The 21,972-nt window shown below is 71.0% G+C and carries 24 protein-coding genes and 1 pseudogene; 13 read left to right on the forward strand and 12 right to left on the reverse strand.

What is annotated here, in order from left to right; translation table 11 throughout:
* Positions 1-53: 53 nt before the first annotated feature.
* Positions 54-1,250, reverse strand: coding sequence for an argininosuccinate synthase (locus LIV37_RS10800; protein ID WP_020867142.1), 1,197 nt, complete (start codon positions 1,248-1,250; stop codon positions 54-56).
* A gap of 33 nt (positions 1,251-1,283) precedes the next feature.
* Here LIV37_RS10800 and LIV37_RS51725 point away from each other — a divergent pair, with 33 nt between their 5' ends.
* The gene (locus LIV37_RS51725; protein ID WP_274596686.1) at positions 1,284-1,415 is read left to right on the forward strand and encodes a hypothetical protein; all 132 of its coding nucleotides are present in this window, start codon (positions 1,284-1,286) and stop codon (positions 1,413-1,415) included.
* Positions 1,416-1,470: 55 nt separating this feature from the next.
* On the opposite strand, the gene LIV37_RS10805 is transcribed toward LIV37_RS51725, so the two are convergent.
* Both LIV37_RS10805 and LIV37_RS10810 read right to left on the reverse strand, forming a co-directional pair.
* The gene (locus LIV37_RS10805; RefSeq protein ID WP_020867144.1) at positions 1,471-2,082 is read right to left on the reverse strand and encodes a HutD/Ves family protein; all 612 of its coding nucleotides are present in this window, start codon (positions 2,080-2,082) and stop codon (positions 1,471-1,473) included.
* A gap of 121 nt (positions 2,083-2,203) precedes the next feature.
* Complete coding sequence (locus LIV37_RS10810) at positions 2,204-2,767, reverse strand: MarR family winged helix-turn-helix transcriptional regulator (protein WP_020867145.1); 564 nt, start codon at positions 2,765-2,767, stop codon at positions 2,204-2,206.
* 65 nt (positions 2,768-2,832) lie between these two features.
* Here LIV37_RS10810 and LIV37_RS10815 point away from each other — a divergent pair, with 65 nt between their 5' ends.
* The 6 genes from LIV37_RS10815 (at position 2,833) to LIV37_RS10840 (ending at position 7,612) form a co-directional block, all read left to right on the forward strand.
* The gene (locus LIV37_RS10815; protein WP_020867146.1) at positions 2,833-3,549 is read left to right on the forward strand and encodes an SDR family NAD(P)-dependent oxidoreductase; all 717 of its coding nucleotides are present in this window, start codon (positions 2,833-2,835) and stop codon (positions 3,547-3,549) included.
* 79 nt (positions 3,550-3,628) lie between these two features.
* Positions 3,629-3,862: a hypothetical protein gene (locus LIV37_RS10820; protein ID WP_020867147.1), complete on the forward strand. Its 234-nt coding sequence runs from the start codon at positions 3,629-3,631 to the stop codon at positions 3,860-3,862.
* Positions 3,863-3,975: 113 nt separating this feature from the next.
* Positions 3,976-4,830 carry an endonuclease/exonuclease/phosphatase family protein gene (locus LIV37_RS10825; RefSeq protein ID WP_020867148.1) on the forward strand — a complete coding sequence of 285 codons (855 nt, stop codon included), beginning with the start codon at positions 3,976-3,978 and terminating at the stop codon, positions 4,828-4,830.
* A gap of 175 nt (positions 4,831-5,005) precedes the next feature.
* Positions 5,006-6,334 carry a ferredoxin reductase family protein gene (locus LIV37_RS10830; RefSeq protein WP_167525913.1) on the forward strand — a complete coding sequence of 443 codons (1,329 nt, stop codon included), beginning with the start codon at positions 5,006-5,008 and terminating at the stop codon, positions 6,332-6,334.
* Between the two features lie 13 nt (positions 6,335-6,347).
* The gene (locus tag LIV37_RS10835; RefSeq protein WP_254807102.1) at positions 6,348-6,824 is read left to right on the forward strand and encodes an FMN-binding protein; all 477 of its coding nucleotides are present in this window, start codon (positions 6,348-6,350) and stop codon (positions 6,822-6,824) included.
* Between the two features lie 47 nt (positions 6,825-6,871).
* Positions 6,872-7,612 (forward strand): FAD:protein FMN transferase, encoded by a 741-nt coding sequence (locus LIV37_RS10840; RefSeq protein ID WP_121826117.1) that lies wholly within the window; start codon positions 6,872-6,874, stop codon positions 7,610-7,612.
* A 14-nt stretch (positions 7,613-7,626) separates the two neighbouring features.
* Here LIV37_RS10840 and LIV37_RS10845 read toward each other — a convergent pair.
* Positions 7,627-7,776 (reverse strand): annotated as a pseudogene (locus tag LIV37_RS10845) (DUF488 family protein, N3 subclade); the annotation flags it as partial.
* A 51-nt stretch (positions 7,777-7,827) separates the two neighbouring features.
* Between LIV37_RS10845 and LIV37_RS10850 the strand changes: the two are divergent.
* Complete coding sequence (locus tag LIV37_RS10850; RefSeq protein ID WP_020867153.1) at positions 7,828-8,418, forward strand: pyridoxamine 5'-phosphate oxidase family protein; 591 nt, start codon at positions 7,828-7,830, stop codon at positions 8,416-8,418.
* A gap of 66 nt (positions 8,419-8,484) precedes the next feature.
* Positions 8,485-9,501 (forward strand): bile acid:sodium symporter family protein, encoded by a 1,017-nt coding sequence (locus LIV37_RS10855; protein ID WP_167525890.1) that lies wholly within the window; start codon positions 8,485-8,487, stop codon positions 9,499-9,501.
* A gap of 168 nt (positions 9,502-9,669) precedes the next feature.
* On the opposite strand, the gene LIV37_RS10860 is transcribed toward LIV37_RS10855, so the two are convergent.
* The 6 genes from LIV37_RS10860 to LIV37_RS10885 form a co-directional block, all read right to left on the reverse strand.
* Positions 9,670-10,221, reverse strand: a complete 552-nt coding sequence (locus LIV37_RS10860) for an arginine repressor (protein ID WP_020867155.1) — start codon at positions 10,219-10,221, stop codon at positions 9,670-9,672.
* Between the two features lie 8 nt (positions 10,222-10,229).
* Entirely contained in the window at positions 10,230-11,432 is a 1,203-nt protein-coding gene (locus LIV37_RS10865; RefSeq protein ID WP_020867156.1) for an acetylornithine transaminase, read from the reverse strand.
* Entirely contained in the window at positions 11,429-12,379 is a 951-nt protein-coding gene (argB, locus tag LIV37_RS10870; protein WP_020867157.1) for an acetylglutamate kinase, read from the reverse strand. Before argB ends, LIV37_RS10865 begins: the two co-directional genes overlap by 4 nt.
* Positions 12,376-13,530, reverse strand: coding sequence for a bifunctional glutamate N-acetyltransferase/amino-acid acetyltransferase ArgJ (gene argJ / locus LIV37_RS10875; protein ID WP_020867158.1), 1,155 nt, complete (start codon positions 13,528-13,530; stop codon positions 12,376-12,378). Before argJ ends, argB begins: the two co-directional genes overlap by 4 nt.
* Positions 13,527-14,555 carry an N-acetyl-gamma-glutamyl-phosphate reductase gene (gene argC / locus LIV37_RS10880; RefSeq protein WP_020867159.1) on the reverse strand — a complete coding sequence of 343 codons (1,029 nt, stop codon included), beginning with the start codon at positions 14,553-14,555 and terminating at the stop codon, positions 13,527-13,529. Before argC ends, argJ begins: the two co-directional genes overlap by 4 nt.
* 70 nt (positions 14,556-14,625) lie before the next feature.
* Positions 14,626-15,393, reverse strand: a complete 768-nt coding sequence (locus LIV37_RS10885; RefSeq protein WP_020867160.1) for an SDR family NAD(P)-dependent oxidoreductase — start codon at positions 15,391-15,393, stop codon at positions 14,626-14,628.
* 107 nt (positions 15,394-15,500) lie between these two features.
* On the opposite strand from LIV37_RS10885, the gene LIV37_RS10890 reads away from it, so the two are divergent.
* The gene (locus LIV37_RS10890; RefSeq protein ID WP_020867161.1) at positions 15,501-16,088 is read left to right on the forward strand and encodes a TetR/AcrR family transcriptional regulator; all 588 of its coding nucleotides are present in this window, start codon (positions 15,501-15,503) and stop codon (positions 16,086-16,088) included.
* 17 nt (positions 16,089-16,105) lie between these two features.
* Here LIV37_RS10890 and LIV37_RS10895 read toward each other — a convergent pair whose 3' ends face one another.
* A complete protein-coding gene (locus LIV37_RS10895; protein WP_121825607.1) occupies positions 16,106-16,999 on the reverse strand; it encodes an NADP-dependent oxidoreductase in 894 nt (297 codons plus the stop codon).
* 70 nt (positions 17,000-17,069) lie between these two features.
* Between LIV37_RS10895 and LIV37_RS10900 the strand changes: the two genes are divergently transcribed.
* On the forward strand, positions 17,070-17,657 hold the full coding sequence (locus LIV37_RS10900) for a TetR/AcrR family transcriptional regulator (RefSeq protein WP_020867163.1): 588 nt from the start codon (positions 17,070-17,072) through the stop codon (positions 17,655-17,657).
* A 142-nt stretch (positions 17,658-17,799) separates the two neighbouring features.
* Positions 17,800-18,990, forward strand: a complete 1,191-nt coding sequence (locus LIV37_RS10905) for a PP2C family protein-serine/threonine phosphatase (protein ID WP_121826116.1) — start codon at positions 17,800-17,802, stop codon at positions 18,988-18,990.
* A 110-nt stretch (positions 18,991-19,100) separates the two neighbouring features.
* On the opposite strand, the gene LIV37_RS10910 is transcribed toward LIV37_RS10905, so the two are convergent.
* Complete coding sequence (locus LIV37_RS10910) at positions 19,101-21,320, reverse strand: NADP-dependent isocitrate dehydrogenase (protein WP_020867165.1); 2,220 nt, start codon at positions 21,318-21,320, stop codon at positions 19,101-19,103.
* 139 nt (positions 21,321-21,459) lie between these two features.
* Between LIV37_RS10910 and LIV37_RS10915 the strand changes: the two genes are divergently transcribed.
* Complete coding sequence (locus tag LIV37_RS10915; protein WP_121826115.1) at positions 21,460-21,969, forward strand: GNAT family N-acetyltransferase; 510 nt, start codon at positions 21,460-21,462, stop codon at positions 21,967-21,969.
* Positions 21,970-21,972: the final 3 nt, after the last annotated feature.

The raw sequence follows: 21,972 nt of genomic DNA on the forward strand, positions 1-21,972 counted from the left end.
GCTCGTGACGCGTCGCGTACGTCGGGTACGCGGGCCTGACGCTGGTAGGCAGGCTACTGCTGGAGATCCCGCTTCGCGGCGATCTTGCTGGACATGCCGAAGATCTCGATGAAGCCCTTGGACAGCGACTGGTCGAAGGTGTCGCCGGTGTCGTAGGTCGCCAGGTTGAAGTCGTAGAGCGACGTCTGCGACTTCCGTCCGGTGACGACGGCCCGGCCGCCGTGCAGGGTCATCCGGATCTCGCCGGACACGTGCTCGTTCGCCTCGGCGATGAATCCGTCGAGGGCCCGCTTGAGCGGCGAGAACCACAGACCGTCGTAGACCAGCTCGCCCCAGCGCTGCTCGACCTGCCGCTTGTAGCGGGCCAGCTCGCGCTCGACGGTGACGGCCTCCAGCTCCTGGTGGGCGGTGATCAGCGCGATGGCGCCCGGCGCCTCGTAGACCTCCCGCGACTTGATGCCCACCAGCCGGTCCTCGACCATGTCGATCCGGCCGACGCCCTGGGCCCCCGCCCGCTCGTTCAGCCGCTGGATGGCCTGGAGCACGGTGACGCGCTCGCCGTCGATCGCGACGGGCACGCCCTTGTCGAAGGTGATGATCACCTCGTCGGCCTCGCGCGGGGTGGCCGGGTCGGAGGTGTACTCGTAGACGTCCTCGATCGGCGCGTTCCAGATGTCCTCCAGGAAGCCGGTCTCCACGGCCCGCCCGAAGACGTTCTGGTCGATCGAGTACGGGGACTTCTTGGTGGTCGCGATCGGCAGGCCCTTGGCCTCGCAGAAGGCGATCGCCTTGTCCCGGGTCATGGCGTAGTCCCGGACCGGTGCGACGCACTTCAGATCGGGGGCGAGGGACGAGATACCGGCCTCGAACCGCACCTGGTCGTTCCCCTTGCCGGTGCAGCCGTGGGCGACGGTCCCGGCGCCGTGCTTGCGGGCGGCGGCCACCAGGTGCTTCACGATGGTGGGCCGGGACAGCGCGGAGACCAGCGGGTAGCGGTCCATGTACAGCGCGTTGGCCTTGATCGCCGGAAGGCAGTACTCCGCGGCGAACTCGTCCTTGGCGTCCGCGACCTCCGCCTCGACCGCCCCGCAGGCGAGCGCGCGCTTGCGGATGACGTCCAGGTCCTCACCGCCCTGGCCGACGTCCACGGCGACGGCGATGACCTCGGCATCCGTCTCCTCGGCGATCCAGCCGATGGCGACGGAGGTGTCCAGGCCGCCCGAGTAGGCGAGTACGACGCGCTCGGTCACGGATGCCTCCTTACGATCCATACGCTTCTCTGCATGAGTATGCACTGGTCCGTATGTTTCGTCAATGCGGAAGGTGAGAGGGTCCAGAGCTGGACCATCCTCGACGTCCAGATGGCCGCCATGGCGGCTGGAATCGACAAGTCCCGGTTCAAGCGCAAGAACTGAGCTGGTCCTGCGGGTCTTCCGAGACCCGGTGGAACTCATCGGCCGGGCGGGGGCGTCAGGCCCGGCCGCAGAACGGCCCGACGCGCACGCGAGCCACGGTCGCACCCCGGAGGCCGAGGCGTGTCTCGTCGGCGCCGGGAAGGACGGTGTCGAAACGCTCCAGCCGCCGGCCGTCGAGCGCGACGATGCCATCGAGGACCACCAGAGCGGTGGCGAACCCGGCCGAGACCGGCAGCCGCGCGTCGCCCCGGAGAAGGTCGAGGCTGCCGCGGATGCCGCTGCGGACCATGAGGTTGAGCGCCTGCGCCCGGCCGTGCACAGCGGTCGTGGCCACTTCGGAGGTCCCGGCGAACGAGACGATCTGGGTGTAACACAGATCGTGGACAGCACCGTCGATGGACAGCTGAAGAGGTACGGGGGCGGCCGACAGCAGATGACGCTCCAACCCCGGAAAGGGTGAGAAGGGTCCGGTGTCCTCGATATCCGCGAGGCTCAGCCGCCACGCGGCCGTCTCCAGGGGATCTGCCACGGGCGCACGGTAGATCTCGCGGGTCCAGCCTCGTCCGTTGGCCCAACGCTGTGGTTCGAGCCTGGCCATCCGGATGACGCGTGAGGTGTCCGGCGAGCCGATTACCGGTTCTCCGGGGGGATTCTTCGGTGATCGCATGTCGAGATGATCTCCTCTCTCGGTCCGGGGCGTGTCCCACGAGCTGAACCCGCCCGGACAACGCCAGCTTGAACCGGACGGGGGTCCATGGGGCCCACCACCGGCCGAGCTTGGGCCGAGGTCATCGTTCCGTGTGCCGCCGGACGTCCGCCATCAGCTTGCCCAGGAGCCCGGTGAGCACCGTGCGCTCGTCATCCGACAGGCCGCTGACGAGCCGGGCCTCACGGCCGAGCACCGTGTCGACGGATCGCTCGATGAGGGCGTGGCCTTCGACCGTCAGGCATACCAGGACGGTCCGGCGGCCGGTGGTCCCCGGTCTACGCAAGACCAGGCCCTCCCGCTCGGCCCGGGCGACGCGCTGGGAGATCGCTCCGGCGGTCACCAGCGTCCGGCGGGCGATCTCGCGCGTGCTCAGGGCGTACGGTGGGCCGGAGCGGCGGATGACGGACAGCAGGTCGAGGGTGGCCGCGTCGATTCCCGCCGCGCGCAACGCCCGGTCGCGGTCGTCGGCGAAGAGCTTCCCCAGCCACCAGATGGGGGTGACGATCTCGATCGACTCCGTGGGGGTGCCCGGACGTTCCCGCTGCCAGGCCGTGGCGATGTCCGCGGCGGAGTGGACGGCCCCGGGCTCCTCCGATGCGTCATAGGCGCCGGGCTCCGGGACATCGGGGTCGGGGTCGGCCATGGGTGCGTTCTCCTGTCGCCATGGGTTACGTTTAGGCCTAAACGTAGCGGACCACAGGAGGACTCGTGAGCCGGACCGTGCTCATCACCGGTGGTACCAGCGGCATCGGCCGCGCCATCGCCGAAGCATTCATCGTCGACCGGGCGGAGGTATTCATCACCGGCCGCCACCCCGACGCCGTCGAACAGACCGCCAAGGAGACGGGGGCGCACGGCGTCGTCTGTGACGCCGGCTCCCCCGAGCGGGTCGCCGCCCTCGCCGACCGGTTCGGCGAGCTGGACATCCTGGTCAACGCGGCCGGCGGGCTGCCCGACGCGGCGTCCGACGGCCTCCCGCCCCTGGACGCGCTGCTCGCCCAGTGGCACAGCAGCCTGTCCCAGAACCTGCTCACCGCGGTGCTGACCACCGCCTCGGTCCAGGAGAAGCTGACCGGCGGCGGCTCCGTCATCAGCATCGGCTCGATCGGCGCCGAGCGCCGGGGCGGCTCCTACGGCGCGGCGAAGGCCGCCCTGGCCGCGTGGAACGCCTCGACGTCCGCCGAGCTCGCGCCGAAGGGCGTCACCTGCAATGTGATCTCCGCGGGCTTCATCGCCGGTACGAACTTCTTCCAGGGCCAGATGACCGACGAACGCCGCGGCGCGCTCGTGGCGGAGACCCACAACAAGCGTGCGGGCACAGTCGAAGACATCGCACAGACCGCCTTCTTCCTGGCCTCGTCCGGCGCGCGGCACATCACCGGCCAGACCATTCACGTCAACGGAGGCGCTTTCACCACGCGGTAGCACCTGCCCATTCTGCCGCCGGGCTGAGACCATGGCGGGGCGGGGAGCGCAACTGCGGACCGAGGGGGAGTCGGGACCGGTGCAGAAGAAGCAGATGATGGTGCTCGGCGTATTCGTGGTCGGGGTCCTGTGGATCAACAACCACGGTGACGGCAACACCCGCGACGGCAAATCGCCGAATCCGCATCAGACGGCCCGGTACCCCGTCCACTTCGAGAAGGACGACGGGAAGAAGGACGGCGGGAAGGGCACCAAGAAGCAGCCCAAACCGCGCTCAACGGTGTCCTACCCGATCAAGTTCCACCATCGGTGATATCCGTGCGGGCGCGGGCGGCGGACCGTTCCGGCCGAGACGACTCCCACCCGCCCGGGGCCGTTCACGGCGCCGTGGGAAGGCGTTCGGAACCGGAACGCACGCTGACCGCCATGAATCACCTGAACACCGCCCCCAGCCGCCGCCGGTTCCTCGCCGCGGCGGCCGGCCTCGGCGCCACCGCCGCCGCGACGTCCGGGGTGGCGGTCGCCGCCACCGGCCCGCCGCCGCTGCGCGTGGCCACGTTCAACATCCACCACGGCGCGAGCCCCGCCGACGTCCTGGACCTGGACCGCGTGGCCCGGGTGATCCAGGCCATGCGGGTGGACGTCGTCGGCCTGCAAGAGGTCGACCGGTTCTGGAAGCGCAGCGGCTTCGTCGACCAGCCGGCCTGGCTGGGCGAACGGCTGGGGATGCGTCACGCCTTCGGCGCCAACCTCGACCTGGACCCGGAGGAGCCCGGCCGGCCGCGCAGCCAGTACGGCACCGCGGTGCTCTCGCGTTGGCCGATCCGGTCCTGGACCAACACCCATCTGCCGCTCGTCCCCGGCCATGAGCAGCGCGGTCTGCTCCGGGCCACGCTGGATGTGCGCGGCGGCCGCGTCGAGTTCGCGGTGACACATCTCCAGCACGACGACAACCAGGAGCGCGAGCGGCAGTCCGCCCGGATCGTCGAGCTCCTCGGGTCCGCCCCCGAACGCACCGTCCTGGTCGGCGACCTGAACGCCACGTCCGGGACCCCGGAGATCCGGACCCTGACCGATGTGCTGGGCGATGTGTGGCCCCAGGCCGGCACCGGTGACGGCTTCACCTACGACTCCACCGGCCCGCACGCCCGTATCGACTTCCTCCTCCCCTCCCACGACCTGCGCCCGCTCACCGCCCAGGTGTTCACGGCGGACCCGGAGGCGTCGGACCACCTGCCGGTGGTGAGCGATCTGCTGCTGCCCGTGCGCCACCGCCGGTGACGTCCGACGCCTGTGAATCCTGAGCCGGACCTGTGAACCACGGCTGAAACCTGTGAATCCCGGCGGCCTTTGAGTCATCCCGCGCCCGGGGCCGTATTCCCTTGCGCCGGAGCCCAAGGGAAGGGGACAGGCCGTGACGACGCTACTGAACAGCCGGGCCGGGCGGCGGCAGGCCATGCGCCGCATCCAGCCTCGCCGTTCGCATGCCGTGCCGTTGATCCTGCTCAGCCTGGCAGGTGCGGCGGCGGTGCTGTCGCTGTGGTGGCAGAACACTCCGAACGTCGACGGCACCGCGCAGTGGCTGACCCACGCCGGGCGGCTCAGCGGGCTGCTCGGCGGCTATGTCCTCGCCCTCGTCGTCCTCCAGATGGCGCGCGTTCCGGCGCTGGAGCGACGGGTGGGGTCGGACCGGGTCGCGCGGTGGCACGCGTTGAGCGGGCGGTACGCGCTGTGTCTGATCGTGGCGCATGTCGGGCTGATCATCGCGGGCTACGCGGAGCAGGCGGGCACCGGCCTCGTCGACCAGTCCGTCACCGTGGTCATGGACTACCCGGACATGATCAAGGCGGCGGTCGGCACCGCGATGCTGGTGGTGATCGGGCTGATCTCGGCGGGAATGGTGCGCCGCCGGATGCCGTACGAGGTGTGGTACTACCTGCATCTGTTCACCTATCTGGCGGTCTTCCTGACGTTCTGGCACCAGCTCGCGACCGGCGCGGAGTTCGTCGGGAACAAGACCGCGGAGACCGCCTGGTACGCGCTGTACGGCACGGTCACCGCGCTGGTGATCTGGTACCGGCTGCTGGTGCCGCTGCGGCTGAACCTGCGGCACCGGATGCGGGTGGAGGCCGTCGTACCGGAGGCGCCCGGAGTGGTGTCGGTGCTGATCAAGGGGCGCAAGCTGCACCGGCTCGGGGCGCAGGCCGGGCAGTTCTTCCGTTGGCGGTTCCTGGCCCCGGGGATGCGCTGGGGCTCGCATCCGTACTCGCTCTCCGCGCCGCCCCGGCCGGAGCTGCTGCGGATCACGGTGAAGGCGGTGGGCGGCCACAGCACCGGGCTGGCCTCGCTGGAGCCGGGGACGCGGGTGTGGGCGGAGGGGCCTTACGGGGCGATGACCGCGGCGCGGCGCAGCCGCGGCAAGGTACTGATGATCGCGGGCGGGGCCGGGATCACCCCGATCCGGGCGCTGTTCGAGACGCTGCCCGGCAAGGGCAGTGACCTCACCCTGCTCTACCGGGCCCGCAGCGTCGGGGACCTGGCGCTGTGGAACGAGCTGAAGCAGATCGCGACCGAGCGCGGGGCCCGGCTGCTGTACGCGGTGAACGGCCCGGACGGCGCCCGGCCGGAGATCACCGCGGAGCGGCTGGGCCATCTGCTCCCCGACATCGAGGACCACGACGTCTATCTGTGCGGCCCGCCGGGCCTGGCCGAGCACGCGTACGGGGCGCTGCGTGAGGCGGGGGTTCCGGATCGCCGGATCCACCACGAATCCTTCGAGCTGTGACCGAGGTGAAGCCATGAAGAGGAAGCATCCGCTGCGCCGCATCGTCGTGGGAACGGCCGCCACCGTCTCCGGTGTGGTGCTGCTGCTCGCGCTGAAACAGCCCGGTTCGGGGGGCGGCCAGGCCGTCGCCGAGAACCAGCCGGGGCAGGCGCCCCCGGTCGCGGCCACGGCACCGCCCGGCGGGGCCGGAGCGGGAGCCGGGGCGGGTGCGGGCGGCGCCCGTACGGTCACCGGTGACGTCGCGCAGACGCAGTACGGCCCGGTCCAGGTGAGCCTCACCGTCAACGGCGGGAAGATCACCGGCGCGCAGGCGGTCAAGACGCCGGACTCCGGGCCGCGCAGCGATCAGATCGCCAAGGACTCCATCCCGAAACTCAACCAGCAGGCGGTGTCGGCGGCGAAGGTGGACACGGTCTCCGGTGCCACCTACACCAGCGAGGGGTACGCCAGGTCCCTGCAGAGCGCGCTCGACAAGGCGGGTACCAAGTGACGTACGGAATGGACGAACCCGAGCCGCTGCGCCATGTCGAGCACGTCATGGGCACGGTCTTCTCCTTCGACATCCGCGAGGTCGCGCCCGCCGACCGGCCCCGGGTGCAGGCCGCGCTGGACGGGGCCGTGGTGGGGCTGCACCGGGTGGACGAGCTGTTCTCCACCTACCGCCGGGACAGCCAGATCAGCCGGCTGGGGCGCGGTGAGCTGACGCTGTCGCGCTGCGATCCCGAGGTCCGGGACGTGCTGCGGATGTGCGAGGACGCCGAGCACCGCAGCGGTGGCTGGTTCACCGCCCGCTACGCCGGTGGCCGCCTCGACCCGACGGGCCTGGTCAAGGGCTGGGCGGTGGAGCGCGCCGCCCGGATGCTGGTCTCCTCGGGCGCCGGGTCGGTGTGTGTGAACGGCGGCGGCGACGTCCAGGTGCACGGCGGCCCCTGGCGGGTGGGCATCGCCGATCCGCTGCGCCGGGGCGAGCTGGCGGCGATCGTGGAGGCCCGCGGCGAGCTGGCGGTGGCCACCTCGGGCCCGGCCGAGCGGGGCTGCCACATCCTGGACCCCCACACCGGGCGTCCCCCGGCGCAGGGCCTGGCCTCGGTCACCGTGATCGCCACCAGCCTGGCCGACGCGGACGCCGTGGCCACCGCGGCCTGCGCCATGGGCGCCGAGCGCGCCCGCCCCTGGCTGGGACGGCTCCCCGACGCCGAGGCTTATCTCATCACCGCGGACGGCTCCACCTGGCACACCAGCGGCTTCGCCCGCTATTCGGCGGAGCTATGTGTGTAGCGCCCTTCCCGGCGGCGGGCGTCGGCCTTGGCGAGGCCGCGCGGCCAGACGCGGTCCACCAGGACGCGGGTGCCGTCGTCCGGGTCGGGGGCGTCGTACACCCGGCGGATCCGGATCGCGGGCTCGGTCGCGGACGCTCGCGCGGAGGCTTTCTCGGTGGCCATACCCCCATGGAAACATCGACCCGGCGAACACCCGCAGGGATAATGCGCCACATGGGAAAGGTGTACGAACGTATCGACGGCAGACTCCGCACCTTCATCGAAGAGCAGAAGATGTTCTTCACCGCCACCGCCCCGCTGGCCGGTGACGGCACGGTGAATCTCTCCCCGAAGGGGCTGGCCGGCTCCTTCGCCGTGGTCGACGAACTGACCGTGGCCTATCTGGACTTCGCGGGCAGCAACGCGGAGACCATCGCCCACCTGCGGGAGAACGGCAGGATCACCCTGATGTGGTGCGCCTTCACCGGCCCGCCGAACATCGTGCGCGTCCATGGCCGGGGCGAGCCGGTGTTCCGTGACGATCCACGCTTCTCCGCGCTGCTGAACCACTTCCCGGACATCGATGTCGAAGACCACGGGCTGCGGGCGATCATCGTGGTGACGGCCGAGCTGATCCGGGACACCTGCGGTTACGCGGTCCCCTACCTGGACTACCGCGAGGACCGCCCGCTGCACGCCTCCCGCTTCCGGCGGGAGGACGACGAATCGCTGGACCGCTACTTCCACAAGAAGGAGCACATCGCCAGCAGCATCGACGGTCTGCCGGGGCTTCCGCTGCCGCTGCCGCCACTGAGTTCCACATAGTGGGTGTAGTGACCACATAACGAGACGGTGTTGCGGAAGACGCCTGCGGAAGCGTTCCATCACGCGGTGCGATCCGAATCGAAGAGCTCCGCGGCCAACTCCCCGACGACGGCGGGGCAGGCGCCCTCGCCGTCACCGGAGCCCGCCGCCGCCGACCGCGCGGCCCGGCGGGCCGTGACCGTCTTCCCCCTCCTCGTCCTCGCCGCCGGTGCGGCGGGCCTCGCCACGCCCGGCACCTTCAGCGGCTGGGCGCCGAACGTGCCCTACCTGCTCGGCGTGGTCATGTTCTGCATGGGGCTCACCATGACCCCACGGGACTTCTCCGGTGTGGCCAAGCGGCCGTGGGCGGTGGCGCTCGGGCTGGTCGCGCACTATGTGATCATGCCGGGCCTGGGGTGGCTGATCGCCAACGCCCTCGGTCTCTCACCGCAGTTGGCGGCCGGTGTCATCCTGGTCGGCTGTGCGCCGAGCGGAACGGCCTCGAACGTGGTGACGTATCTGGCGCGCGGCGACGTGGCGCTGTCGGTGTCCGTCGCCACCGTCTCCACGGTGCTCGCGCCGCTGGTCACCCCGCCGCTGACGCTGCTGCTGGCCGGGGAGTTCCTGCCGGTGGACGCGGAGTCGATGGTCACCGACATCCTCAAGACCGTGCTGCTACCGGTGATCGGGGGACTGCTCGTACGGCTCGTCGCCGGGCGGTTCATCCAGCGGGCGCTGGGGCTGCTGCCCTGGCTGTCGGCGGTCACCATCGGCGTGATCGTGGCCATCGTGGTGGCCGCGAGCGCGGACGCCATCAAGTCGGCGGCGGCGCTGGTGCTGCTGGCCGTGGTGCTCCACAACGGACTCGGCCTGGCGCTGGGCTACGGGGCCGGCAAGCTGGCCCGGCTGGGCGCGCCCGCCAGCCGGGCCATGGCCTTCGAGGTCGGCATGCAGAACTCCGGGCTCGCCGCCTCCCTGGCCGCCGCCCACTTCAGCCCGCTGGCCGCGCTCCCGGCCGCGGTGTTCTCCGTCTGGCACAACGTTTCGGGGGCGGTGGTGGCGGCCTGGATGTCGTACCGGGCGCGGAACCGCAGTTCCGCTTAAAGGCTTCGTGTCGGCTCCTAAGCGGATCGGCGGAAGTCGGCTGCGGTTCGGTGGCGCCCCGAAGGGGCGCGGGGCTCTGTCGATGTGCGGCTCCGCCGCGTGGGCGCGACCAGCCACGACGTCGCCGCGGACGACCGACGGCACAGCGCGGCACATCCAGCGCAGCGCCTAGCGCTCCTTCTGGGCCAGCCTCAGCAGATGGTCGGCGAGCGCCTGGCCGCCCAGCGGGTCGCGGCTGATCAGCAGGAGCGTGTCGTCGCCCGCGATGGTGCCGAGGATGTCGTGCAGCTCCGCCGAGTCGATGGCCGAGGCGAGGAACTGGGCGGCGCCCGGCGGAGTGCGCAGCACCACGAGGTTGGCCGACGCCTCCGCCGAGATCAGCAGCTCACCCGCCAGCCGGGCCATCCGCGCCTCGCTCGCCGACTCGCCGAGCGGGGCGCGCGGCGTACGGTCGCCGCCCTCGCTCGGCACCGCGTAGATCAGCTCACCGCCGGTGTTGCGGATCTTCACCGCGCCCAGCTCGTCCAGGTCCCGGGAGAGCGTCGCCTGGGTGACGGAGAGCCCGTCGTCCGCGAGCAGCTTGGCGAGCTGGCTCTGGGAGCGCACGGCCTGCCGGTTCAGGATGTCCACGATCCGGCGGTGGCGTGCGGTGCGGGTCTGCGGCACGGCCGCTCCGCCGTGGTTGGCGTCCCTAGCGTCGGTGTGCTGCGCCTCGGTCATCGGTGTCGTCAGTCTCCGGCTCGTCGTTCCCCGTCTCCCTCATGTGCGGCGTCCAGGACGGCGGGCAGCTCCCGGAGGAAGGTGTCCACCTCGCCGTCGGAGATGACGAGCGGCGGGGCGAGCCGGACCACATCCGGCGCGACCGCGTTCACCAGGAGTCCCGCGTCCTGAGCCGCCTTCTGCACCTGCGGCGCGAGGGACTCTGTGAGCACGATACCGAGCAGCAGCCCGGCGCCGCGGACCCGGGCGACCGATGCGTGGTCGAGCGACTCGATTCCGTTACGCAGCCGCTCCCCCGCCCGCTTGACCCGGTCCAGGAGGCCGTCGGCGGCGATGGTGTCGAGGACGGCGAGACCGGCCGCGCAGGAGACGGGGTTGCCGCCGAAGGTGGATCCGTGCTGGCCCGGGGTCAGCAGATCGGCCGCCGACCCGAAGGCGAGGGTGGCGCCGATGGGCATCCCGGCGCCGAGCCCCTTGGCGAGGGTGACGACATCGGGCTCGACGCCCTGCGCCTGGTGCTCGAACCAGTGGCCGGTCCGCCCGATCCCGGTCTGGATCTCGTCGAGCACCAGCAGGGTGCCGGTGGCCCGGGTGATCTCCCGCGCCGCCGCCAGATAGCCGGCCGGCGGCACGATGACGCCGTTCTCGCCCTGGATGGGCTCCAGGATGACGAGGGCGGTGTCGGTGGTGACGACCGCGCGCAGCGCCTCCACGTCCCCGTACGGTACGTGCGTCACATCGCCGGGCAGCGGACGGAAGGGCTCCTGCTTGGCGGGCTGGCCGGTCAGGGCCAGCGCCCCCATGGTGCGGCCGTGGAAGCCGCCGTCGGTGGCCACCATATGGGTGCGCCCGGTACGCCGCCCGATCTTGAAGGCGGCCTCGACCGCCTCCGCGCCGGAGTTGGAGAAGTAGACGCGTCCGGAGCGGCCGAAGAGCTGGAGCAGCCGCTCGGCGAGCGCCACCGGGGGCTCGGCCACGAAGAGGTTGGAGACATGGCCGAGGGTGGCGACCTGGTCGGACACCGCCCGGACGACGGCGGGGTGGGCATGGCCGAGGGAGTTGACGGCGATACCGCCGACGAAGTCGAGGTACTCCTTGCCGTCCGCGTCCCAGACCTTGGTGCCCTCGCCGTGGGTGAGCGGGAGGCGGGGGGTGCCGTAGTTGTCCATGAGCGCCCCCTGCCAGCGCCGCTTCAGCTCCTCGTTGCTCACTGGTCCTCCCCCTTGTCGCCCTTGCTGTCCTGGTCGTCCTTGCCGATCGCGGTCCCGTCCGGCAGGACCATTGTGCCGATGCCCTCGTCGGTGAAGATCTCCAGCAGGATGGAGTGCGGTACGCGCCCGTCGAGCACGCGGGCGGTGGTCACCCCGTGGCGCACGGCGTACAGACAGCCCTCCATCTTCGGCACCATGCCGCTGGCCAGCTCCGGGAGCAGCTTCTCCAGCTGGCTCGCGGTGAGCTTGCTGATCACCTCGTCGCTGTTGGGCCAGTCGGCGTAGAGGCCCTCCACGTCGGTGAGCACCATCAGCGTCTCGGCGCCCAGCGCGACGGCGAGGGCGGCCGCGGCCGTGTCGGCGTTGACGTTGTAGACATGGCCGTCGTCGACGCTGCGGGCGATGGAGGAGACGACCGGGATCCGGCCGTCGTCCAGCAGGGCCCGGACCGCGCCGGTGTCCATCTCGGTGATCTGGCCGACCCGGCCGATGTCCACCTGTTCGCCGTCGATCTCGGCGAAGTGCTTGGTGGCGGACATCAGATGCGCGTCCTCACCGGTCATGCCGACGGCCAGCGGGCCGTGCCGGTTGAGCAGTCCGACCAGTTCGCGCTGGACCTGTCCGGCCAGCACCATCCGTACGACGTCCATGGCGTCGTCGGTGGTGACCCGCAGCCCGGCCTTGAACTCGCTCACCAGACCGTGGCGGTCCAGCTGTGCGCTGATCTGGGGGCCGCCGCCGTGGACGACGACGGGACGCAGGCCCGCGTGGCGCAGGAAGACGACGTCCTGGGCGAAGGCGGCCTTCAGCTCGTCGTCGACCATGGCGTTGCCGCCGAACTTGACCACCACGGTCTTGCCGTGGTGCCGGGTCAGCCAGGGCAGCGCCTCGATGAGGATGCGGGCCTTGGGCAGGGCGGTGTGTTTACGGGCGGTCGGCTCGCTCATGACGAATACGCGCTGTTCTCGTGGACGTAGTCGGCGGTCAGGTCGTTGGCCCAGATGACCGCCGACTCGCCGCCCGCGGCCAGGTCGGCGGTGATGCGGACCTCGCGGTAGCGCATGTCGACCAGTTCCCGGTCCTCGCCCACCGAGCCGTTCTTGCACACCCAGACGTCGTTGATCGCGACGTTGAGCTGGTCCGGGTCGAAGGCGGCCGAGGTGGTGCCGATCGCGGCGAGCACCCGGCCCCAGTTGGGGTCCTCGCCGTGGACGGCGCACTTGAGGAGGTTGTTGCGGGCGATGGAGCGGCCCACCTCCACCGCGTCGTCCTCGGTGGCCGCGCCCACGACCTCGATCCGGATGTCCTTGGAGGCGCCCTCGGCGTCCCCGATCAGCTGGCGGGCGAGATCGGCGCAGACCTCGCGGACCGCCTCGGCGAACTCCGCGGCGTCGGGAGCGACACCGGAGGCGCCGGAGGCCATCAGCAGCACCATGTCGTTGGTGGACATGCAGCCGTCGGAGTCGATCCGGTCGAAGGTGGTGCGGGTGGCCGCGCGCAGCGCGGTGTCCAGCCCGGGGGTGTCCGTGTCGGCGTCGGTGGTGAGGACGACGAGCATGGTGGCCAGGCCCGGGGCCAGCATCCCGGCGCCCTTGGCCATACCGCCCACGGTCCAGCCGGCGGGGCTCTGCACGACGGCCGTCTTGTGGACGGTGTCGGTGGTCTTGATGGCGATCGCGGCCTTCTCGCCGCCGTGCGGGGAGAGCGCCTCGGCGGCCTTGCCCACCCCGGACAGCACCGCGTCCATGGGCAGCCGGACGCCGATGAGCCCGGTGGAGGCCACGGCGACCTCGCCCGCGCTGTGGCCGAGGGCCTCCGCGGCCCTCTCGGCGGTGGCGTGGGTGTCCTGGAAGCCCAGCGGCCCGGTGCAGGCGTTGGCGCCACCGGAGTTGAGGACGACGGCCGAGACCTGACCGCCCTTGATGACCTGCTCGGACCACAGGATGGGGGCGGCCTTGACACGGTTGGAGGTGAAGACGGCCGCGGCGGAGAGGCGCGGGCCGGTGTTCACCACGAGTGCGAGGTCGGGGTTTCCGTTCTCCTTGATCCCTGCCGCGACGCCGGAGGCCGTGAAGCCCTGGGCTGCCGTAACGCTCATGGAGCGACTCCGATCGTGGAAAGTCCCAGCTCCTCGGGGAGGCCGAGGGCGATGTTCATGCTCTGCACCGCGCCGCCCGCGGTGCCCTTGGTCAGGTTGTCGATGGCGCTGATCACGAGGGCGCGGCCGGCCGCCTCGTCATGGGCGACCTGGAGCAGCGCGGCGTTGGATCCGTACACGGCGGCGGTGGAGGGCCACTGGCCCTCGGGGAGGAGGGTGGCGAACGGTTCGTCCCGCAGCGCCTTGTCGTACGCGGCGCGCAGGCTCTCCGCGGTGACCCCGGGCCTGGCCTTGGCGCTGCAGGTGGCGAGGATGCCGCGGGGCATCGGGGCGAGGGTCGGGGTGAAGGAGACCGACACCCGCTCCCCCGCCGCGGCGGACAGGTTCTGGATCATCTCGGGGGTGTGCCGGTGGCCGCCGCCGACGCCGTACGGACTCATCGAGCCCATGACCTCGCTGCCCAGCAGATGCGGCTTGGGCGCCTTGCCCGCGCCCGAGGTCCCGGAGGCGGCGACGATGACCGCCTCGGGCTCCAGCAGCCCGGCCGCGTACGCCGGGAAGAGCGCGAGGGAGACGGCGGTGGGGTAGCAGCCCGGCACCGCGATGCGCTTGGTGCCCTCCAGCGCGGCGCGGGCGCCGGGCAGCTCGGGCAGGCCGTAGGGCCAGGTGCCGGCGTGCGGCGAACCGTAGAACCGCTCCCAGTCCGCCGCGTCCTTCAGCCGGAAGTCGGCGCCGCAGTCGACGACCAGGACCTGGTCGCCGAGCTGCTCGGCCACGGCGGCGGACTGCCCGTGCGGCAGCGCCAGGAAGACCACGTCATGCCCGGCCAGCGCCTCGGCGGTGGTGGGCTCGAGCACTCGCCCGGCCAGCGGGAGCAGATGGGGCTGCAGCCCGGCGAGGGGCTGCCCGGCGTTGGAGTTGCCGGTCAGGGTGCCGATCTCCACCTCCGGGTGGGCGAGCAGCAGCCGCAGCAGTTCCCCGCCCGCGTATCCGCTCGCGCCCGCCACCGCAGCACGTATGGCCATCGCCGTCGTCCTCCCTAGATGATGGCATGACTATACGTTTCACGACAGCTTTATGCAATGAGAGTCCTCGTCACCGAAGAGCGAGACCCCCGTCCACCTGGAGGACGGCACCGGTCGTCCAGGACGACTGGTCGGAGGCAAGGTAGAGGGCCGCGTTCGCGATCTCTTCCATGCGGCCGATGCGTCCGATGGGGTAGGCGCGCCGTACGTACCGCTCGTAGTCGGTGCGTTGCTCGGGTGCCATCGGGCCGAGGTACTGGCGGTCGAAGGTGGGTGTGGCCACGGAACCGGGAGCAATGGCGTTGACCCGCACACCGCTGGGGCCCAGCTCGTTGGCGAGGGCGCGGGTGAGGGACTCGATGGCCCCCCTGGTCGCCGAGTACATGCTGGAGGGGCGGTCGGCGACCATGGTGTTGGCCCAGTAGCTGGACATGTTGATGACGGTGCCCTGCGCCGCGACAAGAGAGGTCAGCAGGAGCTGAATGAGGCGGAAGGGCGCGGTGAGATTCAAGGTCACCATGGCCTCCACGTCGTCGAGCGTGACGTCGGCCAGCGGTTTCATGCGGGCCAGGCCGACGTTGTTGACGAGGATGTCGATATCGACATCGAGCCGAGCGATCGCATCGGGCATCGCCGGCACGTCGGCCAGGTCCACGGCAAGAGTATGCACCGTGACCTGCTCGCCGCTCAGTTCGTGAGCCGCCTTCGCCAGCTTGTCCGGGTCGCGGGCAAGCAGCACCAGGTCGGCCCCCTCCGCGGCGAATGCCGTGGCGATCGCGCGCCCGAGCCCTTCGCTGCCCCCCGTGATCAGCGCCGTGCGCCCGTCAAGCTTTCCCATACCTCTACCCCTCGCGGTATCTCGGCCATAAAACGGAGAGCCCCTCTCCGTTTGCAACATAGCACAAACGGAGAGGGACTAACCGTTTCCGGGGGTAGGCTGGCGGCATGCCCGACACAGAAACCCCCGCGCGCGCCGACGCCCTGCGCAACCGCGAACTTCTGATCAAGGTCGCCCGGCACGCGGTGGCCGAGTTGGGCCTGGGGGTGTCGGTGAACGAGATCGTGCGACGTGCCGGACTGGGCCAAGCGACGTTCTACCGTCGCTTCGCCTCCCGCGAGGAACTGCTCTCGGCCGTGCTCGGTGACGTACTCGACGAAGTCCTCGACGGCCTCCGACAAGCCGCCGAAGCGGACCCCGCGAAGGGGCTGCGAGACGCGCTGCGCCTTCTCGTGGAGCACCAGGCACGCCACCGCGGCCTCTTCGAGCTCCTCAACGACCATCCAGGAGCGGCGACAGAAGTCCATGCCGACAGCCAGGCGCGAGTACGCGAGCAACTCCGCCACATCGGCGAGCGCGCCCAGGAAGCGGGAGCCATGCACCCTGACGCGCGATGGCAGGACCTACCCTTCCTCGCGGGCTCACTCGCGGCGACATCCCCTTCCTGCCTCGGCATCGACGCCGACGACAACCTGACCGACCGATTGCTCGGCACGGTGCTCGCCGGCCTTCGGGCGGGAGCCGCCCGTATCTGAGCCGCGCGGGAAGCGGCTCAGATGACGATGACCCGGCGCCCGCGCGTATGACCGGCTTGGCTGTCGATGTGCGCCGCCGCGGCCTCGGCGAGCGGATATGACTTCTCGACCGGGATGTGGAGCTTCCCCCGCGAGATGAGGTCGACGGCCTCGGCGAGCGCTTCCGGCACGCTCCCGGCCACGCCGGAGAACCGGACACCGAGCTCCGGCGCGCCGAGATCGGCGATGGAGATCACCTTCCGCGGATCCCCCGTCAGCTCGACGAGCTCGCGGATCACCCCCGAACCGGCCAGATCGAGCGCCGCGTCGACCCGGCCGAGCCGCCGCACCCGCTCGGCCCAGCCCTCGCCGTATGTCGTGGGGACGGCGCCCAGGCTCCGCAGATAGTCCTGGTTCGCGGCCCCGGCCGTGCCGATCACCGTGATGCCGCGGTCGCGGGCGATCTGCAGCACCGCCGAGCCGACTCCCCCGGACGCGCCGCTGACCAGCAGCGTCTGCCCGGACCGCACACCGACCTCGCGGATGACGCGCAGCGCGGTCTCCACCACGGAGGGGTACCCGGCGGCCTCCTCGAACGTCAGCCCCTCGGGCATCCGGGCCCAGGCCGACAGCACCGCGAACTCGGCATAGGTGCTCGACCCCTCGCCGAACACACGGTCGCCGGTCTCGACCCCTTCGACACCCTCGCCGACCTCGTCCACCACCCCGGAGGCGTCCAGCCCGACCCCGGAGGGCAGCTCGACCGGATGGGCCCCCAGTACCTGGCCTTCACGGATCCGCCAGTCGACGGGGTTCACGCCTGCCGCCCGCACGGCGACGCGTATCTGGCCGGGGCCCGCGTGGGGCTCCTCGGCGGCTATGAGTTGCAGAACATCCGGACCGCCGAACTCGGCGAAGCTCACTCTCTTCATGCGACCGACCGTAACACTAACCGTTAGGGTTTAAAAACCGTTTCGGTTTTGCATCTGGTAGCGTGAGCGCATGACCGTGCCGCCCGGGCGCCGTGAGCGCAAGAAGGCCGCGACCCGCCAGAAGATCGCCGATGCCGCCCTGCGGCTCTTCCTGGAACGCGGGTACGACGCGGTGGGCATCCGTGACGTGGCCGCCGAGGCCGACGTGGCCGTCACCACGCTCTTCTCCCACTTCGCCTCGAAAGAGGCCCTGGTGTTCGAGCAGGACCAGGACTTCGAGCAACGCCTCACGGCGGCGGTCACCGGCCGGGCGCCGCACGAACCGCTCCTCCCCGCGCTGCGCCGCGAGATCCATGCCCTGGTGCGCCATTGCACGGCGGACGGCACCGCCCCGATCTGGCACATGATCGACGCATCACCCGCCCTGCGGGAGTACGAGGAGTCGATGCGGCTGCGCCATGCGGAGTCGCTGGCGACGGCCATCGCCGCCGATCCCGGCCGGTCACAGACCACCACGGCCTGCCGGACGATCGCGAGGTTCGTGATCGACGCCTATGCGCTGGCCCGTGAGGCGGCCGATCCGGAGGCCGCGGTGGACGAGGTCTTCCGGATGATCGAGGCGGCCTGGGAGGTCGCCTCGCCTTCTCGGCGTACGTGAGGAACCGTTCCGCGCGACACTCTGAAGGGGGTGCCGGGCCGCGATCCGCGGCCTCGGACGAGAGGGAGCGGTCGTGACGGACCGGAGTCGGGAGTCGGGCAGCAGGCGGTTGCTCGGCGAACTGCTGGCCGCCAGCCATCTGATGCCGCTGGAGATGCTGCCGGTCGCCGTGGCCGAACACGCGGCGTCCGCCGGTATCGGCCAGGTGCTGATCTACCTGGTCGATGTGCGGCGGCGCGTACTGCGGCGGCTGACCGCCTCGGGCGCCGTGGGGCCGGAGGGCGGCCAACCGGAGGAGCTGAAGGTAGAGGGCACCGTGCCGGGCCGGGCCTACCAGTACGGGGAGATGCTGCCCGCGGCCCCCGCCGAGCCGGGCCGCCACCAGTGGTGGGTGCCGCTGCTGAACGGCACCGAGCGCATCGGTCTGCTGCGGGTCACCACGGTCACCGACGACGCACGGGCCCGCGAGGACATGAAACTGCTCTCCGCCCTCGTGGCGCTCATCGTGGTCAGCAAGCGCGACTTCAGCGACGCCTTCGCCCGGCTGGTGGGCAGCGAGGCGATGACCATCGCGGCCGAAATGCAGTGGCGGCTGATGCCACAGACCACCTACGCGGACGGCCGGGTGGCCATCTCCGCCGTCATGGAGCCGGCGTTCGACATCAGCGGGGACGCGTACGACTACGCCACCGACGGACCGATGGTGCGCCTGGCGGTCTTCGACGCGATGGGCCACGACACCGCGGCCGGGCTGACCGCCAACCTCGCCCTGGGAGCGTGCCGCAACGCCCGCCGCCGCCGCGCCGACCTGGTGCGGACCGGCGAGAGGGTCGACGAGGCGCTGGTCGAGCAGTTCCAGGGAAACCACTACGCCACCGGCATCCTGGCCGATCTGGACACCCGCGGCGGAGAGCTGCGCTGGGTCAGCTTCGGCCATCACCCGCCGCTGATCATCCGCGGCGGCCGCTGGACCACGCATCTGCGGTGCCCGCCGGGCCTCCCCCTGGGCATGGGGCTGGAACTGGACGCCACGCTGTGCCGCGAACAGCTCCAGCCCGGCGACCGCCTCGTGTTCTACACCGACGGCATCACCGAGGCGCGGCGCCCCGGCGGCCGCGAATTCGGCCTGACCCGGTTCGTCGACTTCCTCATCCGGCGGCACGCCGACGGGCTGCCCGTTCCGGAGACGCTGCGCCGCCTGGTCGGCGCCGTCATGGCCCACCACGACGGCCGCCTACAGGACGACGCCACCGTCCTGCTCTGCGAATGGCTGGGCCCGGTGCCCGGCCCCACCGATCAGGCCGCCGCCCTGATGGGCGTCCCCGCCACATAGCCGCCCGTACGAGACGGGAGAAGGGAACCGCCCCGGCCGGGCGAGTGCCGGCCGGGGCGGTGCGATGCGGTGTGGTGCGGTGCTGCGGTGCGTCAGTCGCGCCAGGCGGGTCAGCCGAGGGTGGCGAGGGCCTGGTTGAGGGTCGCGGACGGGCGCATGACGGCCGCGGCCTTGGCGGTGTCGGGCCGGTAGTAGCCGCCGATGTCGGCCGGGGAGCCCTGGACCGCGAGCAGCTCGTCGACGATCGTCTGCTCCTGAGTGGAGAGCGTGTCGGCGAGCTGGGCGAACGCCTTGGCCAGGTCGGCGTCGTCGGTCTGCTTGGCCAGCTCCTGGGCCCAGTACAGGGCCAGGTAGAAGTGGCTGCCGCGGTTGTCGATACCGCCTACGCGACGGCTGGGCGACTTGTTCTCGGCCAGGAAGGTGCCGGTCGCCCGGTCGAGGGTGTCGGCGAGGACCTGGGCCCGCGCGTTGCCCGTCTTCTGCGCGAGGTGCTCGAAGCTGACCGCGAGGGCCAGGAACTCGCCCAGGCTGTCCCAGCGCAGGTAGTTCTCCTTGACCAGCTGCTGGACGTGCTTGGGCGCCGAGCCGCCCGCGCCGGTCTCGAACAGACCGCCGCCGTTGATCAGCGGGACGACCGAGAGCATCTTGGCGCTGGTGCCCAGCTCCAGGATCGGGAACAGGTCGGTCAGGTAGTCACGCAGGACGTTGCCGGTGACCGAGATCGTGTCCTCGCCGCGGCGGATCCGCTCGAGGGAGAGCTTGATCGCCTCGACCGGGGCCAGGATCCTGATGTCCAGGCCCTCGGTGTCGTGCTCCGGCAGGTACGCCTTGACCTTCTCGATGAGGTTGGCGTCGTGGGCGCGGCCCTCGTCCAGCCAGAAGACGGCCGGGTCGCCGGTGGCGCGGGCGCGGGTGACGGCCAGCTTGACCCAGTCCTGGATCGGCACGTCCTTGGTCTGGCACATCCGGAAGATGTCACCGGCGCCGACGACCTGCTCGATGACCGCGTTGCCCGCCCCGTCCAGGACGCGGACGGTGCCCGTGGTGGGGATCTCGAAGGTCTTGTCGTGGCTGCCGTACTCCTCGGCCTTCTGCGCCATCAGGCCGACGTTGGGCACCGAGCCCATCGTGGCCGGGTCGAAGGCGCCGTGGGCGCGGCAGTCGTCGATGACGGCCTGGTAGATCCCGGCGTAGCTGCTGTCCGGGATCACCGCGAGGGTGTCGTGCTCCTCGCCGTCCGGGCCCCACATGTGGCCGGAGGTACGGATCATGGCTGGCATGGAGGCGTCGACGATGACGTCGGACGGCACATGCAGGTTGGTGATGCCGCGGTCGGAGTCGACCATGGCCAGCTCCGGGCCCTCGGCCAGCTCGGCGTCGAAGGACGCCTTGATCGCCGCGCCCTCGGGCAGGGCCTCCAGGCCCTTGAGGATGCCGCCCAGACCGTCGTTCGGGGTCAGACCGGCGGCGGCGAGGGTCTCACCGTGCTCGGCGAAGGTCTTGGGGAAGAAGGCACGTACGCCGTGGCCGAAGACGATCGGGTCGGAGACCTTCATCATCGTGGCCTTCAGGTGCAGGGAGAACAGCACGCCCTCCGCCTTGGCGCGGGCCACCTGCGCCGAGAGGAACTCGCGCAGCGCCGCGACGCGCATCACGGAGGCGTCCACGACCTCGCCCGCCAGCACCGGTACGGACTCGCGCAGCACGGTGGTGGAGCCGTCGTCGCCCGCCAGCTCGATGCGCAGCGAGCCGTCCTCCGGGATCACCACGGACTTCTCGGTGGAGCGGAAGTCGTCGGTGTCCATATGGGACACATTGGTCTTGGAATCGGCCGTCCAGGCGCCCATGCGGTGCGGATTGGCCCTGGCGTAGTTCTTCACCGAGGCGGGGGCGCGGCGGTCGGAGTTGCCCTCGCGCAGCACCGGGTTCACCGCGGAGCCCTTGACCTTGTCGTAACGGGCGCGGATCTTCCGCTCCTCGTCGGTCTTCGGGTCGTCCGGGTAGTCCGGCAGCGCGTAGCCCTGCTGCTGCAGCTCGGCGACCGCGGCCTTCAGCTGCGGGATCGAGGCCGAGATGTTCGGCAACTTGATGATGTTGGCCTCGGGGGTCTTGGCGAGGTCACCCAGCTCGGCGAGGGCGTCGGGGATGCGCTGGCCCTCTTCCAGGTGCTCGGGGAACTGGGCGATGATCCGGCCCGCCAGGGAGATGTCCCGGCTCTCCACGCCGACCCCGGCGGTGGAGGCATACGCCTCGATCACCGGCAGGAACGAGTACGTCGCGAGGGCAGGGGCCTCGTCCGTGTGCGTATAGATGATGGTCGAGTCAGTCACCGGGTGCTCCGCTCCACGTCTGCAACATTGCTCGACATCAAGATATCTGGTGCCGAGCGCTTTCCCGAAAGGGCCCTGGGACAGAAAGCCGCGCCCTGGTCACGGCCCGCGCTCCGGTGGGATCGTCCGGTCCATGCCGATGACTCTGCGGGGCGCGCGGGTGGTACTGCGCCCCACCGTCCCTTCCGATGTTCCCTCCCTGGCCGCGATCCGCGCCACGCCCGAGGTGTACGCGCGCTGGCGGGGCGGCGCGGACCTGGTGGCGGCGGTGCGCGAGGATCTGGCCGAGCCCGGCGCGGAACAGCTGACCATCGAGTGTGAGGGCGCGGTGATCGGCTTCATCCAGTGGTCGTCCGAGGCCGATCCGGACTACCGTCACGCGAGCATCGACATCTATCTGGACCCGGCGGTGCACGGCCGCGGGCTGGGCACCGACGCCGTACGCACCCTGGCCCGCCATCTGATCGACGACCACGGCCACCACCGCATCGTGATCGACCCGGCCGCCGACAACGCCGCCGCGATCCGGTGCTACGGCAAGGTCGGCTTCCGGCCCGTCGGTGTCATGCGGTCCTACGAGCGCGGCGCCGACGGTACGTGGCACGACGGCCTGCTGATGGATCTGCTGGCCGGGGAGCTCACGCCGTGAGCG

Source organism: Streptomyces rapamycinicus NRRL 5491, assembly GCF_024298965.1.
In the GTDB taxonomy this organism is placed as follows: domain Bacteria; phylum Actinomycetota; class Actinomycetes; order Streptomycetales; family Streptomycetaceae; genus Streptomyces; species Streptomyces rapamycinicus.